11 protein-coding genes are annotated in these 14,116 nt (G+C 68.8%); 6 read left to right on the top strand and 5 right to left on the bottom strand.

Annotated features, from left to right (window positions below):
- Positions 1-54: 54 nt before the first annotated feature.
- From MFF64_RS15470 to MFF64_RS15445, 6 genes are all read left to right on the top strand, one after another.
- Positions 55-1,155 (top strand): apurinic/apyrimidinic endonuclease family protein, encoded by a 1,101-nt coding sequence (locus MFF64_RS15470; protein WP_099908552.1) that lies wholly within the window; start codon positions 55-57, stop codon positions 1,153-1,155.
- Between the two features lie 68 nt (positions 1,156-1,223).
- Entirely contained in the window at positions 1,224-1,772 is a 549-nt protein-coding gene (locus MFF64_RS15465) for an RBBP9/YdeN family alpha/beta hydrolase (RefSeq protein ID WP_099908544.1), read from the top strand.
- Between the two features lie 8 nt (positions 1,773-1,780).
- On the top strand, positions 1,781-2,731 hold the full coding sequence (locus tag MFF64_RS15460) for a class I SAM-dependent methyltransferase (protein ID WP_133123736.1): 951 nt from the start codon (positions 1,781-1,783) through the stop codon (positions 2,729-2,731).
- A gap of 112 nt (positions 2,732-2,843) precedes the next feature.
- Complete coding sequence (locus MFF64_RS15455) at positions 2,844-3,308, top strand: nuclear transport factor 2 family protein (protein WP_099908540.1); 465 nt, start codon at positions 2,844-2,846, stop codon at positions 3,306-3,308.
- 820 nt (positions 3,309-4,128) lie between these two features.
- Entirely contained in the window at positions 4,129-4,521 is a 393-nt protein-coding gene (locus MFF64_RS38600; RefSeq protein ID WP_165795891.1) for a transposase, read from the top strand.
- A 299-nt stretch (positions 4,522-4,820) separates the two neighbouring features.
- Positions 4,821-5,528, top strand: coding sequence for an aspartate/glutamate racemase family protein (locus tag MFF64_RS15445; RefSeq protein WP_238191421.1), 708 nt, complete (start codon positions 4,821-4,823; stop codon positions 5,526-5,528).
- 22 nt (positions 5,529-5,550) lie between these two features.
- On the opposite strand, the gene MFF64_RS15440 is transcribed toward MFF64_RS15445, so the two are convergent.
- The 5 genes from MFF64_RS15440 to MFF64_RS15420 all read right to left on the bottom strand — a co-directional run bounded on the left by MFF64_RS15440 (position 5,551) and on the right by MFF64_RS15420 (position 14,078).
- A complete protein-coding gene (locus tag MFF64_RS15440; RefSeq protein ID WP_099908534.1) occupies positions 5,551-8,730 on the bottom strand; it encodes a multidrug efflux RND transporter permease subunit in 3,180 nt (1,059 codons plus the stop codon).
- Position 8,731: 1 nt separating this feature from the next.
- Positions 8,732-9,952, bottom strand: coding sequence for an efflux RND transporter periplasmic adaptor subunit (locus tag MFF64_RS15435; protein ID WP_099908532.1), 1,221 nt, complete (start codon positions 9,950-9,952; stop codon positions 8,732-8,734).
- A 229-nt stretch (positions 9,953-10,181) separates the two neighbouring features.
- Complete coding sequence (locus tag MFF64_RS15430) at positions 10,182-11,156, bottom strand: HpcH/HpaI aldolase/citrate lyase family protein (protein ID WP_099908530.1); 975 nt, start codon at positions 11,154-11,156, stop codon at positions 10,182-10,184.
- A gap of 463 nt (positions 11,157-11,619) precedes the next feature.
- Positions 11,620-13,452, bottom strand: a complete 1,833-nt coding sequence (htpG, locus tag MFF64_RS15425; protein WP_238191419.1) for a molecular chaperone HtpG — start codon at positions 13,450-13,452, stop codon at positions 11,620-11,622.
- Positions 13,453-13,514: 62 nt separating this feature from the next.
- Positions 13,515-14,078, bottom strand: a complete 564-nt coding sequence (locus tag MFF64_RS15420; protein ID WP_099906450.1) for a TetR/AcrR family transcriptional regulator — start codon at positions 14,076-14,078, stop codon at positions 13,515-13,517.
- Positions 14,079-14,116: the final 38 nt, after the last annotated feature.

The following is a 14,116-nucleotide window of genomic DNA, read 5'->3' as shown; positions in this document are numbered from 1 at the left end:
TACGTCCCGTCGGAGTCGCGTGGACCCGTGACGGTGCACGCCGCGTTGTCGGCCATGACCTCCACCCCCTCCCCCGCTTCCAGCCCCCGCCTCGGCTTCTGCTGCAAGTTCATCCCGGATGAGCCGCCCGGCCGGCACAAGACGGTGAAGGCCGCCAAGGACGCCGCGATGACGATGAACGTCACCACGGTGACGATCGCGCATCTGCGCCGCCTCGATCCGGTGGCGGCCCGCGAGAAGCTGGTCGCGGTGGTGACGCACAACCTCGCCGCGATGGGGCGCCAGGTCGCCTGGGTGGCGGGACGGCCGCCGCTTGAGCGGCTGCTCCGCCTCGCGAGCTCGATCCTCCCGGGCTACACCCATCCGGAGGTGCGCGACCTCTACGCCGATCCTGACTTTCGCCGCACCATCGAGGCCGGGCTCGCCACGGTGGGCGAGGCGGCGCGGGCGGGCGGCGTGCGGCTCAGCATGCATCCGGGCCCGTTCTGCATCCTGGCGAGCCGCAACCCGGCAGCGCTCGCGAACGGCATCGCCGAGCTCGACTACCACGCCGAGGTGATGGCGATGATGGGCTATGGCGGCGGGTGGCACCCGCACGGCGCCCACGTCAACATCCATGTCGGCGCCCGCGACCCCGGGGTCGAGGCGTTTCGGGTGAACCTGGCGAAGGTCTCCCAGGTGGCCCGCGACCTCGTCACGGTCGAGAACGACGAATCGGCCTTCGGCCTCGACGAGGTCCTTCGCCTCGCCGACGCGGTGCCGGTGGTGCTCGACCTGCACCACCACTGGATCCACAGCCGCGGCGAGTACATCGAGCCGGACGATCCGCGGATCGCCAGGGTGATCGAATCCTGGCGCGGCGTGCGGCCGGTCGGCCATGTCAGCGTTTCGCGCGAGGACGTGCTGCCCGGTCACGACCCGGACGCCCTGCCGGACTTCGCAGGCCTCACCGCGACGGGCCTCAACGGCCGCGACCTCGCCGCCCATTCCGACATGATGTGGAACCGGGCGCTCAACGACGTCGTGGCCCGCCACTTGGCCTGGTGCGACATCGAGGTCGAGGCCAAGCTGAAGAACCTCGCCTCGACCGGCCTGGCGCTCCATGTCGGCCCCGGCCTCCTCGGCGTCGCTCCCGCGGCGGTCGCGGCGGAGTAGATGCTCCCGACGCTGCGGCGGACCAAGATGGTCTCGACGCTTCCGCGTCCTGCCTGTAACGGTGCGGCATGAGATCGGCCGATTGCGACATCCTCGTCGTCCCGGGCTATACCAATTCCGGGCCCGAACACTGGCAGAGCCGCTGGCAGGAGCGTCTCTCGACTGCCCGCCGGGTGACCCAGCAGAGCTGGGACCAGCCCGAGCCCGAGGCTTGGCGCGATGCGGTGATCGCGGCGGTGCAGGGCTCGAGCCGGCCGGCAGTGCTGGTCGCCCACAGCCTCGGCGTGATCTCCTGCGTGCAGGCGGCGCCATACCTGCCCAAGGGCAGCGTCGCCGGCGCTTTCCTGGTCGCGCTTCCCGACATCGAGCGGCCGGACACGCCGGCGGTCCTGCGCACCTTCGCGCCGATCCCGCGGGAGCCCCTGCCCTTCCCGTCGGTCCTGGTGACGAGCCGGACCGATCCCTACACCGCCTACGACCGTGCGGCCGAGTTCGCCGCCGCCTGGGGGGCGGAACTGGTCGATGCCGGCGAGTCCGGGCACCTCAACGCCGAGAGCGGGCACGGGCCCTGGCCCGAGGGGCTGATGCGCTTCGCCGGCTTTCTGCGCACTCTCTAGGGCAGGCCGTGACGTCCTATCTCGACATGGTCGAGCCGGCTACGGCGGCGACCTTCCGCGAGGCCGATTACCTGGCGGCCAATCCGGATCTCCATCTCGCGGTGCGCGAGGGGCGCCTGGCGAGCGGCCGGGCGCATTTCGACAAGCACGGCCTGCGCCAGGGCCGGCGCCAGAGCCGTCTCCCCGAGGGCCTGGAGGCCATGCGGGCCGAGAAGCTCGCGCGGCTCGCGCCGCTGATGCGGGACGACCTGCCTCACCGCCGGATCGGCGAGAAGTACGATTACCTCAGCGAGGAACTGCGCGCGCTCTCGGGCGCGGAGGACAGCCCGAACGTCTCGCAGAACGCCTATGACGGACACGTCCAGGAGTTGATCGCGTCCAATCCGGACGGGCTCATCCTCGATTGCGGCGCCGGCCGCCGCGACCGCTACTACGCCAACGTCGTCAACCTCGAGATCGCCGATTACGACACGACCGACGTGCTCGGCATCGGTGAGGTTCTGCCGTTCCGGGACGACAGTTTCGACGGGGTGATCTCGATCGCGGTTCTCGAGCATGTCCGCGATCCCTTCGCCTGCGCCCGCGAGATCGCCCGGGTGCTCAAGCCCGGTGGGCGCCTGGTCTGCGCGGTGCCGTTCCTGCAGCCGCTGCACGGCTATCCCCACCACTACTACAACATGACCGGCGAGGGCCTGCGCAACCTGTTCGCCGGCCACCTCGCGGTCGACCACCAGTACGTCCCGGCCTCGCTCCTGCCGATCTGGAGCCTGACCTGGATGATCCAGTCCTGGGCCGCCGGCCTGCCGCCGGACGTGCGCAAGCGCTTCCTGTCGCGCCGCCTCTCCGACTTCACCGCCGACCCGCTCTCGCTCCTCCAGGAGCCCTACGTGACGCAGCTGAGCGACCAGAAGAATAGGGAGCTGGCGAGCGGCACCTACCTGTTCGCGCACAAGGAGTAGCGGGCCGCGACGTCCGGCTTCGCGTCGGCGGAGGGAGCCCACCGACGCGAGGCGCCGACCCGCGCCTCGCTCGGTCACTCGTCCACTCCCGCAAGCCTTCGAGGAGCCCGCCATGTCCCGCCCCCCGCTGCCGCCCTTCGACGAACAGAGCGCCATCGTGAAGGTCCGTCTCGCCGAGGACGGCTGGAACAGCCGCGATCCCGCCAAGGTCGCCCTGGCCTACACGACCGACACGCGCTGGCGGAACCGCGTCGAGTTCCTGAACGGCCGTCAGGAGGTCGAGGCCTTCCTGACCCGCAAGTGGAACCGGGAACTCGACTACCGCCTCATCAAGGAGCTCTGGGCCTTCGCCGGCAACCGCATCGCTGTGCGCTACGCCTACGAGTATCACGACGACAGCGGCCAGTGGTTCAGAGCCTACGGCAACGAGAACTGGGAATTCGCCGAGGACGGGCTGATGCGCGTCCGCCATTCCAGCATCAACGAGCAGCCGATCGCGGAGGCGGACCGCCGCTTCCTCTGGCCCTTGGGCCGCCGCCCGGACGACCATCCGGGGCTCAGCCATTTCGGCTTCTGATCGCGACGAAGCGGGTTTCCGGGGCACCGCGCGATCTCCGGCCCGTCCGTGGCCGACGGGCTGTCGTCTCACCGCGCTCATGCGGATCGCGTCGGGCCTGCGAGGGGACGCGATGCGGGAGGTTCACGCCACCGGATAACGGGCCAGAAGGCCCGAAAGGACCCTGTCCCGGCCCCTTTCCCAAGGTCGTGGGCGTCGCTGAGCGGGAGCGTGGCTCGGCCACAACTAGCCTTTCGGCCCCGATCGGGAGTGTCCGTCCCCCATGCCCCACCCCGCGCTCTGGCCGATGAACATCGCGGTGACGGCGCGTCTCCCCGCGGTACTCGCGCATTGTTCGGAACAGTACGTTGAGTGCCCTCTCTTGCCGCAGAGCTTGGTGGGCCAGGCAATCGTCCCTGTTTGCTGCGACGCAGCGAAAGTGGGTCGAAATATCATCATCTCACTTGCTGAAACTACCGATCGTTCGCCGGCTCTTAAAAGATAATCCCTACATCCGCGACCGAATCCGGAGAGCTATTCCTCGTCATCTGGGGCAAGTTCGCGCTGCAATTATCTTTTTCGATTCCCTCGCCTGGCCGCGCTATGCTTCGGGCCAGACTTTCGAGATCCAAAAGTAGTTACACATAGAAACGGATATTCTTAGAAGTAACGATACGATATTTGCAAATCACAACATGTTCGAACACAAACGATCCGCACCCATTCCCATGTTGCAGAGAGTCCATAAACCTCAACCGACGGTGTGCAGGCCGATTGAATTGTCACGTTACCCTTGGTAATCTGATTCCCAGAGGAATCACTGGCGAGGGGATGATTTATGTTGACGGAGGCGCAGTGGGCGGTGCTGGCGCCCTTGCTCGAAGGCTGCAGGCCCCGCGGCAAGACGCAGCCTCACGATCTCAAGCGAACCGTCGATGCGATACTCTGGCGTCACTGGCACGATACCAACTGGCGCGCCGTTCCGGCGCATTACGGCCCATGGTGGATGGCGGCCCAGACCTTCATCCGCTGGTCGCGCCTCGGCGTCTGGGAGCAGCTCCTCACCCGCCTCGAGCGTCACTTCCAAGAAGCCGGCCTGACGGTCCCGGGCATCGACCATGACGAGTTCGCCTATGGCGGCGCCCGCAAGAAGGAGCTGCAGGACAGCGAGTTGCAGGTGCGCCAGATCGCCAACATGCTGCTGAGCCTGCAGAAGCAGGCGGCGGTGGCCTGAGGGCGGACGCTTCAGCCGGAGGCGGTTCGGGGAGCCGGGCCGTCCAGATTCGGCATCGAGGATCGATCCTCCATGTTCCTCGCCGTCAACGGCGTCCCCCTCTTCGTCGACGTCGAGGCCGAGCCACGTGGCGCAGATGGTTCGTGACAACCATCGCGGCAGCGGGCACGCGCACCTTCGCGGTTCTGTCGGAGTTCATCGCGACGGTCTGAGCCTGACAGCTTAAGCTGCCGATGACCCCTGTTCGCGGACCGTCGATGTCACTCAGTCGGGGCGTCCGAAACCACGGAGTTGAAGGCATGCCTCGCGGGATCATGTCGCATCCCATCGGCATCGTGGGTTGCTCGGCCGAGGGCGCGGCGCTCTGCTACCGCACGATCTGCGCCGAGGGAGAAGCCGAGCTTGGACCGCACGGGCACCCCGAGGTGCTGCTGCATGGCCATTCCCTGGCGAACTACGTCGCGTGTCTGAACGTCGGCGATTGGTCTGGGGTCGGCGCGCTGATGCTGTCTTCGGCCGAGAAGCTGGCTGCTGCCGGCGCAGCATTTCTGATCTGCCCGGACAATACCATTCATCAGGCAATGCCTTGGGTGCTGCCACGCTCGCCGCTGCCTTGGCTCGACATCGCCGAGGTCGTGGCAACGGAGGCGAAGCGGCGCGGCTACCAGCGCCTCGGCATCACTGGCACGCACTGGCTCGTCGCGAGCGAGGTCTATCCGCGAGCCCTGGGGGCGTGTGGGCTCGGACATCATCGGCCGAGCGAGGCGGAGCAGATCGAGATCGGCCGCATCATCATGGACGAACTGGTTCGCGGCATCGTGACACCGAAGGCGCTGGCCTATTGCCAGGGCGTCATCACCCGTATGGCAGAGGCGGGCTGCGACGCCGTGGTCCTCGGCTGCACCGAATTGCCGCTGCTTCTCGACGACCGCAACTCGCCCCTTCGGACCCTCGACTCGACCCGGCTCCTCGCCCGGGCCGCCCTCAGGCGGGCCTGCGCCCGGTGATGACAAAAGCCGTGGGAGCCCCCTACTCCGCCGCCTCGCGCAGCTGCGGCGGCGCCTCGTCCTCCGGCGTCTCGCCCGTGTCCTCCGGGCCGTGCGAGCGCCCGGACAGGAAGGTCGAGGGCTTGTCGAGGTAGATGTAGATCACCGGCGTGGTGAACAGCGTCAGCACCTGGCTCACCGCGAGGCCGCCGACCATGGCGTATCCGAGCGGCTGGCGGATCTCCGAGCCGGTGCCGGTGCCGAACATCAGCGGGATGCCGCCGAGGAGCGCCGCCATTGTGGTCATCAGGATCGGGCGGAACCGCAGGAGCGCCGCCTTGCGGATCGCTTCCTCCGGGCCGATGCCCTCGTGGCGCTCGGCCACGATCGCGAAGTCGACCAGCATGATGCCGTTCTTCTTCACGATGCCGATCAGCAGGATGATGCCGATCAGTGCGATCAGGCTGAAATCGTAGCCGAACCACAGGAGCATCGCGAGCGCGCCGACGCCGGCCGAGGGCAGGGTCGACAGGATGGTGAGCGGGTGGATGTAGCTCTCGTAGAGGATGCCGAGGATCAGGTAGACCACCACCAGGGCGGCGAGGATCAGCAGCGGCACCGTCGAGAGCGATTGCTGGAACGCCTGCGCGGTGCCCTGGAAGCCGGTCGCAAGCGTCGCCGGCACGCCGATCTCCTTGGCGGCGTTGTCGATCGCCGTCGTCGCCTGCCCGAGGGCGACGTTGGGGGCGAGGTTGAAGCTGATCGTCACCGAGGGGAACTGGCCCTGGTGGCTGATCGAGAGCGGGCGCACCGGCTCGGTGGTCCAGGTTGCGAAGGCGGCGAGCGGCACCTGCCCGCCGGTGGTCGGCGACTTCACGTAGATGTTGCGCAAGGATTCCGGGTTGCCCTGCAGGGCCGGCAGGATCTCCATCACCACGTGGTAGCTGTTGAGCTGGGTGAAGTACTGCGCCACCTGGCGCTGGCCGATCGCGTCGTAGAGCGTGTCGTCGATCAGTTGCGGCGTGATGCCGTAGCGCGAGGCGGCGTCGCGGTTGATCGCCAGGGTCAGCGTCGTGCCGTCGGTCTGCTGGTCGGTGGCGACGTCGCGCAGCTCCGGCAGGGTCTTCAGCTTGTCGAGCAGGCGCGGCGACCAGGTGTTGAGCTCGTCGAGATTCGGGTCCTGCAGGGTGTACTCGAACTGGGTGCGCGAGGCGCGCCCGCCGGTGCGTACGTCCTGCGAGGCCTGGAGGAAGACCTTCACGCCCTCGAGCCGTCCGAGCTTCGGCCGCAGCCGCTCGATGATCTGGAAGGCGTTGGCCTCGCGCTCGTCCCGGGGCTTGAGGGTGATGAACATCCGGCCGGAATTGAGCGCCTGGCCGCTGCCGCCGATCGACATCGCGACGCTCGCCACGTCCGGATCGGCCTGGATCACCGCGCCGACCGCGCGCTGGCGGTCCTCCATCGCCGAGAACGAGATGTCCTGCCCGCCCTCGGTGATGCCGACGATGAGGCCGGTATCCTGCTGCGGGAAGAAGCCCTTCGGGATGACGACGAACAGGTACCCGGTGAGCGCCACCGTCCCGAGGAAGGTCAGGAAGGTGACGACGTGGTGGCGGAGCGCCACGTCGAGGGCGGCCTCGTAGGCGTGCAGCATCCCGTCGAAGACGCGCTCGCTCCAGCGGTAGAGCCTGCCGTGATGCTCGGCCTTGTGTTCTTTCAGGAAGCGCGAGGCCATCATCGGGGTCAGGGACAGCGACACGAAGGCCGAGACGCCGATCGTCATCGACAGCACGACCGCGAACTCGCGGAACAGCCGGCCGATGATGCCGCCCATCAGGAGCAACGGGATCAGCACCGCGATCAGCGAGACCGAGATCGACACGATGGTGAAGCCGATCTCGCCGGCGCCCTTGAGCGCCGCCTGCATCGGCTTCATCCCCTCCTCGACGTAGCGGGCGATGTTCTCCAGTACCACGATCGCGTCGTCGACCACGAAGCCGACCGCGATGGTGAGCGCCATCAGCGACAGGTTGTCGAGGGTGTAGCCGGCCATCCACATCAGCGCGCAGGCGCCGAGCAGCGCCAGCGGCACCGTCACGCTCGGGATGATGGTCGCCCAGAGCGAGCGCAGGAAGACGAAGATCACCGCCACCACGAGCGCGATGGTGATCAGCAGCGTGAACTGCACGTCCTCCACCGAGGCGCGGATGGTCTGGGTGCGGTCGCTCAGCGTCTGAACCCTGACGCCCGCCGGCAGGGAGGCGGTGATGCGCGGCAGCTCGGCCTTGATCCGGTCGACGGTGTCGATGACGTTGGCGCCCGGCTGCTTGAAGATGACCAGGAACACGCCGCGCTGGCCGTTGGCCCAAGCCGCCTGCTTGGCATCCTCGGGTCCCGCCACCGCCCGGCCGATGTCGCGCACCCGCAACGGCGCGCCGGCGCGGTAGGCGATGATGACGTCGTTCCAGTCCTTGGCGAGCGTGAGCTGGTCGTTGGCGTAGACTGTGTAGCTGCGGGTCGCCCCGTCGAAGCTGCCCTTCGGGCTGTTGACCGTGGTGATCGAGAGCTGGGTGCGCACGTCCTCCAGCGACAGGTCCTTGGCGACGAGCTTCGCCGGGTCGATCTGCACCCGCACCGCCGGCTTCTGCTGGCCGCCGATCAGCACCTGGCCGACGCCCGAGACCTGGCTGATGCGCTGCGCCAGCTGCACGTCGGCGGCGTCATCGACCTCGATCAGCGGCAGGGTGTCGGAGGTGACCGAGAGCAGCAGGATCGGCGAATCGGCCGGGTTCACCTTGCGGTAGGTCGGCGGACTCGGCAGGGTTTTTGGAAGTTGCCCGCCGGCGGCGTTGATCGCCGCCTGGATGTCGTTCGCCGCCGCGTCGATGTTGCGGTTGAGGTCGAACTGCACCGTGATCGACGAGATGCCCAAGGCGCTCGTCGAGGTCATCTGGCTGACGCCGGGGATCTGGGCGAATTGCCGCTCCAGCGGCTGGGCCACCGAGGACGCCATGGTCTCCGGGCTGCCGCCGGGCAGCTGCGCGGTGACCTGGATCGTCGGGAAGTCGACCTGCGGCAGCGGCGCCACGCCGAGCAGCGGATAGGCCACGATGCCGATGAACAGGATCCCCGCCATGATGAGCGAGGTCGCGATCGGAAAGCGGATGAAATAGCCGGAGATGCCGCCGCGCTCGGCGCCCTCCTGCCCGGTACCGAACTGCATGTCAGCGCGCCTCGCTCGAAGCCAGGGCGGCGTTGTCCGCCTGGCGCGCCTCCTGGGGCCGCGCTTCCTGGCCCGCGGGTTTCGCCTCGGCGACCAGCGCGCCTTCCTGCACCCGCGACTGGCCGCGCCAGATCACGGTCTGGCCGGGCGTCAGGCCCTTCGTGACCTGGGTGCGGCCGTCGGTGGAGCGGCCGACCGTGATCGGCTGCATATGAGCTCGTTTCTGGTCGTCGACCACGAAGGCGTAGAGCCCCTTCGGTCCGTGCTGCACCGCGTCGTCCGGCACCGTGACGGCGTCGGGAATCGTGCCGGTGCGCATCCGGGTCGAGACCGACAGGCCTGGCCACAGGGCGTGGTCCTTGTTGGCGAAGGAGGCCTTGAGGCGGATCGTGCCGGTGGCGGTGTCGACCTGGTTGTTGACCAGGTCGAGGCGCCCCTCGGACAGCCGGGTCATCGCGTCGGTGCTCCAGGCCTCGACCGGCACGGGCCCGGCGGCGAGCGCCCTCGTCACCTCGCGCAGCTGCTCCTCGGGCGCGGTGTAGACCACGAAGATCGGCTCGACCTGGGTGATGGTGACGATCGCCGTCTGTTGCGCCGCGTTGACGATGTTGCCGACGTCGATCAGCCGGAAGCCGGTGACGCCGTCGATCGGCGCCTGGATCGTGGCGTAGGAGAGCTGCGTCGTGGCGTTGTCGATCGCCGCCTGGTCGGCGGCGATCTGGGCGGTGAGCTGGTTCACCGTGGCGGCCTGCGTGTCGGTCTGCTGGCGCGAGGCGTAGTCGCCGAGCTTGGTGTAGCGCTCCAGGTCGGCCCTGGCGTTCTTCACGTTGGCCTCGTCCTGGGCCTTCTTCGCCTTGGCCTGGTCGAGGGCGGCCTGATAGGGGCGCGGGTCGACCTGGGCGAGGAGGTCGCCCTTCCTCACCACTTGGCCCTCGCGGAAGCCGATCTTCAGGATCTCGCCATCGACCCGGCTGCGCACCTGCACGGTGTTGTAGGCCTGCACCGTGCCGAGGCCGCCGAGCACCACCGCGAGTGGCCCCTGCTCGACCGGGGCCAGGGTCACCGGCACGGGGGCGGGGGCCCGGGCGGCGGGCTTCGTCGCCGCCGCGTGCTCGCGGCCCTGCCAGGCATACGCGCCGCCGGCCCCGGCCAGGATCATCAGGGTCAGGAGCCATCCGCCGCGCCGGCGCATCTTCGGTCCAGCGCCCTGTTCTGATCTCATCGGTCGCGCGCTTCCACAAGTCGGGAGCCAGCCCAAGACAAGCTCAAGCAACCTCCAGGGCGGCCGAGGGGGGCTGGCATCCTTCGAGCGTATGGCACTCGACTGTTTCTACAGTATGCGAGACCAGTGCGTCTTTTCTGCGCGGCAGGCAGGCCTGCCCTGCCGCGGCAGGCGGGAGGCAAGCGGGTGGGGAACGGCGCGATGTGTGGCAGGCACCGTCCCTGCGGCGTCAGGCGCGTGCCATGGCGTCGGCCTTGCCGATCAGCGCCTCGGCCATGCGGATCGACGCGATGTCGATCAGCCGCCCGTCGAGGGAGACGGCGCCGCGGCCGGCCTTGGCCGCCTCCTCCATCGCCGCCAGGATGCGCCGCGCCTTGGTCACCTCGGCCTCGCTCGGGGTGAAGACCTCGTTGGCGAGATCGATCTGCGAGGGGTGGATCGCCCACTTGCCCTCGAAGCCGAGCGCCGCGCAGCGCCGGGCCGCGGAGCGGTAGCCGTCCGGATCGGAGAAGTCGCCGAACGGTCCGTCGATCGGCCGCAGGCCGTAGGCGCGGCAGGCGACCAGCATCCGGTTCTGCGCGAACAGCCAGGGATCCTGCCAGTGGGTCTGGCGCCCGCCCGCCTCGTCCTTGTCGGTCAGCACCGCATAATCCGGGTTCACGCCGCCGATCACGGTCGAGCGGGCGCGCAGCGAGGCGGCGTAGTCGGCGACGCCGAACGACATCGCCTCCAGGCGCTTCGACGATTGGGCGATCGCCTCGACATTGGCCATCCCGAGCGCCGTCTCGATCAGCACTTCGAAGCCGATCCTCTTCTCGCGCCGTTTGGCTTGCTCGATCTGCGTCACCAGCACGTCGATGGCGTAGACGTCCTGCGGCACGCCGACCTTCGGGATCAGGATCATGTCGAGGCGCGGGCAGGCCTCCACGATGTCGATCACGTCGCGGTACATGTAGTGGGTGTCGAGGCCGTTGATCCGGATCATCATCGTCTTCGTCCCCCAATCGATGTCGTTGAGGGCCTGGACGATGTTCTTGCGCGCCTGCTCCTTGTCGTCGGGCGCGACGGCGTCCTCCAGATCGAGGAAGATCACGTCGGCGGCGGATTTCGCCGATTTCTCCATGAAGGTCGGGTTGGAGCCCGGCACCGCCAGCTCTGACCGGTGCAGGCGGGGCGTGGCTTGCTGGACGAGGGTGAAGCTCATCAGGGTTCCTCCTTGGCGATTGTCAGGTCTTCCTCTGCGGAATACAACGTACCAGAAGGTGGGGGCTCCCCTCGTCCCGCGGGCGGCAGGGTTATTCGGGGACAATGCTGGTGCGGGCGCCTATTCTGCCATCTGGGAAGTGTCCGGTCTTCGAGACGCGAACATCCTGGCGGGATTTGTCTCCAGGCAGAACTTGCAAGCGAACGATAGCCGCTTCGCCCGGCAGCCGGAATGCCCCAATAGGCCAGGGCGATTGGGTCAGGAACGGGGTGAACGCGGAGGAGCGTCGTGGCTCGGGCGTCCGATTCGGCTGCGCATGGCAAGACCAGCGGGGGACGAGCCGGGAGAGTCGGCGGGTTCGGAGCACCAGCGCAGACCGGGATGCGCCGAGGGTCGAGCGCAAGTCAGACAAAAAAGGGGAGGAGGCTCGTCGCCTCCTCCCCCATGCCTGGCCCGCCTCTCGTCACCCCTGCGCCAGGGCCGCCGCCACCCGGCGGGCGAAAGCGACCGGGTCGCGGGGCGGGTCGCCGCCCTGGACGTGGGCGAGATCGACGAGCGTCTGGGCCGCCTCCCCGACATCCTCGCCGGCCGCCGCGCGCTCGGCGATGCGGCGGATCAGCGGGTGGCGCGGGTTCAGCTCCAGGACCGGCTGGCCGCCGCCCATGCCGCGGCCGGCGCGGCGCAGGAGGCGCTGCATCTGCAGGTCGGGCCCGAAGGCGGAGGCCGAGAGCAGCACCGCGCTGTCGACCAGGCGCTGGCTCGCCTTGACGTCGGAGACGTCATCCTTGAGCGCCTCCTTCAGCTTCGGCAGCAGGTCGGCGAGGTCGGCCGGCGCGTCGGCCTCCGCCACCTCGGGCTCGAAGGCCGAGAGGTCGTCGCCGCCCTGCGTGATGCTGCGGATCGGCTTGCCCTCGAACGTGTCGAGACGCTCGGGCCAGAACGCGTCGACGTGGTCGGAGAGCAGCAGCACCTCGAGGCCGCGGGCGGAGAAGCCCTCGATCTGCGCCGAGCGCTTCAGCGCCTCGGTGTCGTCGCCGGTGAGGATGTAGATCGCCTCCTGGTTCGGCTTCATGCGCGAGACGTAGTCGGCGAGCGAGGTCCAGCCCTCGGTGGTCGAGGAGCGGAAGCGCAGGAGGTTCGCGATGTCCTGGCGGTGCTCGGCATCCTCCCACAGCCCCTCCTTCAGCACCGGCCCGAAGGCCTGCCAGAAGGTGGCGTAGGACTCCGCGTCCTTCGCGCGGGTCTTCAGCTCCGAGAGCACCTTGCCGGTCACCGCGCGGCGGATGCGGGCGAGAACGGGCGTCGCCTGCAGCATCTCGCGCGAGACGTTGAGCGGCAGATCCTCGGTATCGACCACGCCCTGGACGAAGCGCAGCCAGGACGGCAGCAGCCCCGCCTCGTCGGTGATGAACATCCGGCGCACGTGCAGGCGCACCTTGCTCTCGCGCTCCTCCTCGACGGCGAGGAAGGGCTTCATGCCCGGCACGAACAGGAGCGCGGTGAATTCGAGCTGCCCTTCCGCCCGCCAGTGCAGCGTCGCCCAGGGCTTGTCGAAGGCGTGCGCGACCTGGCGGTAGAACTCGGTATATTCCTCCTCGCTCACCTCGGATTTGGCTTTCCGCCAGAGCGCCGTGCCCTTGGTGCCGGGGACCTCCTCGCCGTCGCGCACCAGGGTCACCGGTACGGTGATGTGATCGGCCCATTTGCGCACGATGGTCTCGAGACGCAGCGGCTCGAGATATTCCTCGGCATCGGCCTTCATGTGCAGGACGATGTCGGTGCCGGGCTCAGCCCGGGTGGCCGGGGCCAGCGTGTACTCGCCCTGCCCCTCCGAGGCCCAGGTCCAGGCCTCGTCCGAGCCGGCCTTGCGCGAGGTGACCTCGACCCGGTCTGCGACCATGAAGGCGGAGTAGAAGCCGACGCCGAACTGGCCGATCAGGCTCGGGCGCTCCTCGGGCTTGGCATCCGCCAGCGACTGGCTGAAGGCCCGGGTGCCCGAGCGCGCGATGGTGCCGAGGTTCTGCGCCAGCTCGTCCTTGCCCATGCCGATCCCGGGATCCGAGATGGTCAGGGTCCGGGCCGCCTTGTCGGGGTTGATGCGCACCTTGGCGTCCGCCGGCAGCGCCAGGGCGGCGTCGGTCAGCGCCCCGAACCGGCGCCGGTCGACCGCGTCGGCGGCGTTGGCGACGAGCTCGCGCAGGAAGATCTCGCGCTCGGAGTAGAGGGCGTGGACCACGAGGTCCAGGAGGCGCCCGACCTCGGCGCCGAACGAATGCCGCTCCACAGTCTCGCTCACGTGTCGGTTCTCCGATGGGAACAAATCGTCGCGGGCGGATATGCGGGGCCGGGCCGAGCTTTTCAAGGAAGCGCGAGCGCGTCGCCCGTCAGGCGGGCGACGATCGCCCGCACCTCGGCGCGGCCGGCGGGCTCTAGGTCGACCGAGCGATGGATCGACAGGCCCTCGATCATCGCGTCGAGCGCCCGGGCGGTCCCGGGCGCGAAGTGCTGCTCCAGGGCTGCCCGGCTCTTGCCCATCCAACCCTGCATCACGCCGCGCAAGGCGGGCACCCGGGCCGCGTAGGCGTAGAGCTCGTAGCTGAGCAGCAGGTTGCGGGGCGTCGCCCAGCTGTCGTCGACGACGAGGTCGACCACCGCCTCGCAGGCCTCGGCGCGAGTCCCGGCGGCGGCGAGCCGTTCCGTGAAGCGGGCCGCCACCGTGTCGGCGAGCAGCGTGAACGCCTCGGTCAGGAGGTCGTCCAGGCTCGCGAAATGGTAGGTCATCGAACCGAGCGGCACGTCGGCCACGGCGGCGATCCGCCGATGAGTCGTGCCGGCGACGCCGTGCTCGGCGACGACGTCGAGGGTCGCCCGGAGGATGCGGGCGCGGCGGTCGGGATCGTGGCGGCGGGTGATAGTGGGCAAGCGGAACTCTGGGCAAGCGGAACTCGGGGCAAGCGGGT

The organism is Methylobacterium frigidaeris (assembly GCF_022179185.1).
Lineage (GTDB): Bacteria > Pseudomonadota > Alphaproteobacteria > Rhizobiales > Beijerinckiaceae > Methylobacterium > Methylobacterium frigidaeris.
This window is presented reverse-complemented; position numbering and strand designations above follow the sequence as displayed.

What these genes read in the sequence shown, in the direction of transcription:
- MFF64_RS15470 (WP_099908552.1), top strand. Translation starts at nt 55, where the DNA reads ATGACCTCCACCCCCTCCCCCGCTTCCAGCCCCCGCCTCGGCTTCTGC.
- MFF64_RS15465 (WP_099908544.1), top strand. Translation starts at nt 1,224, where the DNA reads ATGAGATCGGCCGATTGCGACATCCTCGTCGTCCCGGGCTATACCAAT.
- MFF64_RS15455 (WP_099908540.1), top strand. Translation starts at nt 2,844, where the DNA reads ATGTCCCGCCCCCCGCTGCCGCCCTTCGACGAACAGAGCGCCATCGTG.
- MFF64_RS15445 (WP_238191421.1), top strand. Translation starts at nt 4,821, where the DNA reads ATGCCTCGCGGGATCATGTCGCATCCCATCGGCATCGTGGGTTGCTCG.
- MFF64_RS15440 (WP_099908534.1), bottom strand. Translation starts at nt 8,730, where the DNA reads ATGCAGTTCGGTACCGGGCAGGAGGGCGCCGAGCGCGGCGGCATCTCC.
- MFF64_RS15435 (WP_099908532.1), bottom strand. Translation starts at nt 9,952, where the DNA reads ATGAGATCAGAACAGGGCGCTGGACCGAAGATGCGCCGGCGCGGCGGA.
- MFF64_RS15430 (WP_099908530.1), bottom strand. Translation starts at nt 11,156, where the DNA reads ATGAGCTTCACCCTCGTCCAGCAAGCCACGCCCCGCCTGCACCGGTCA.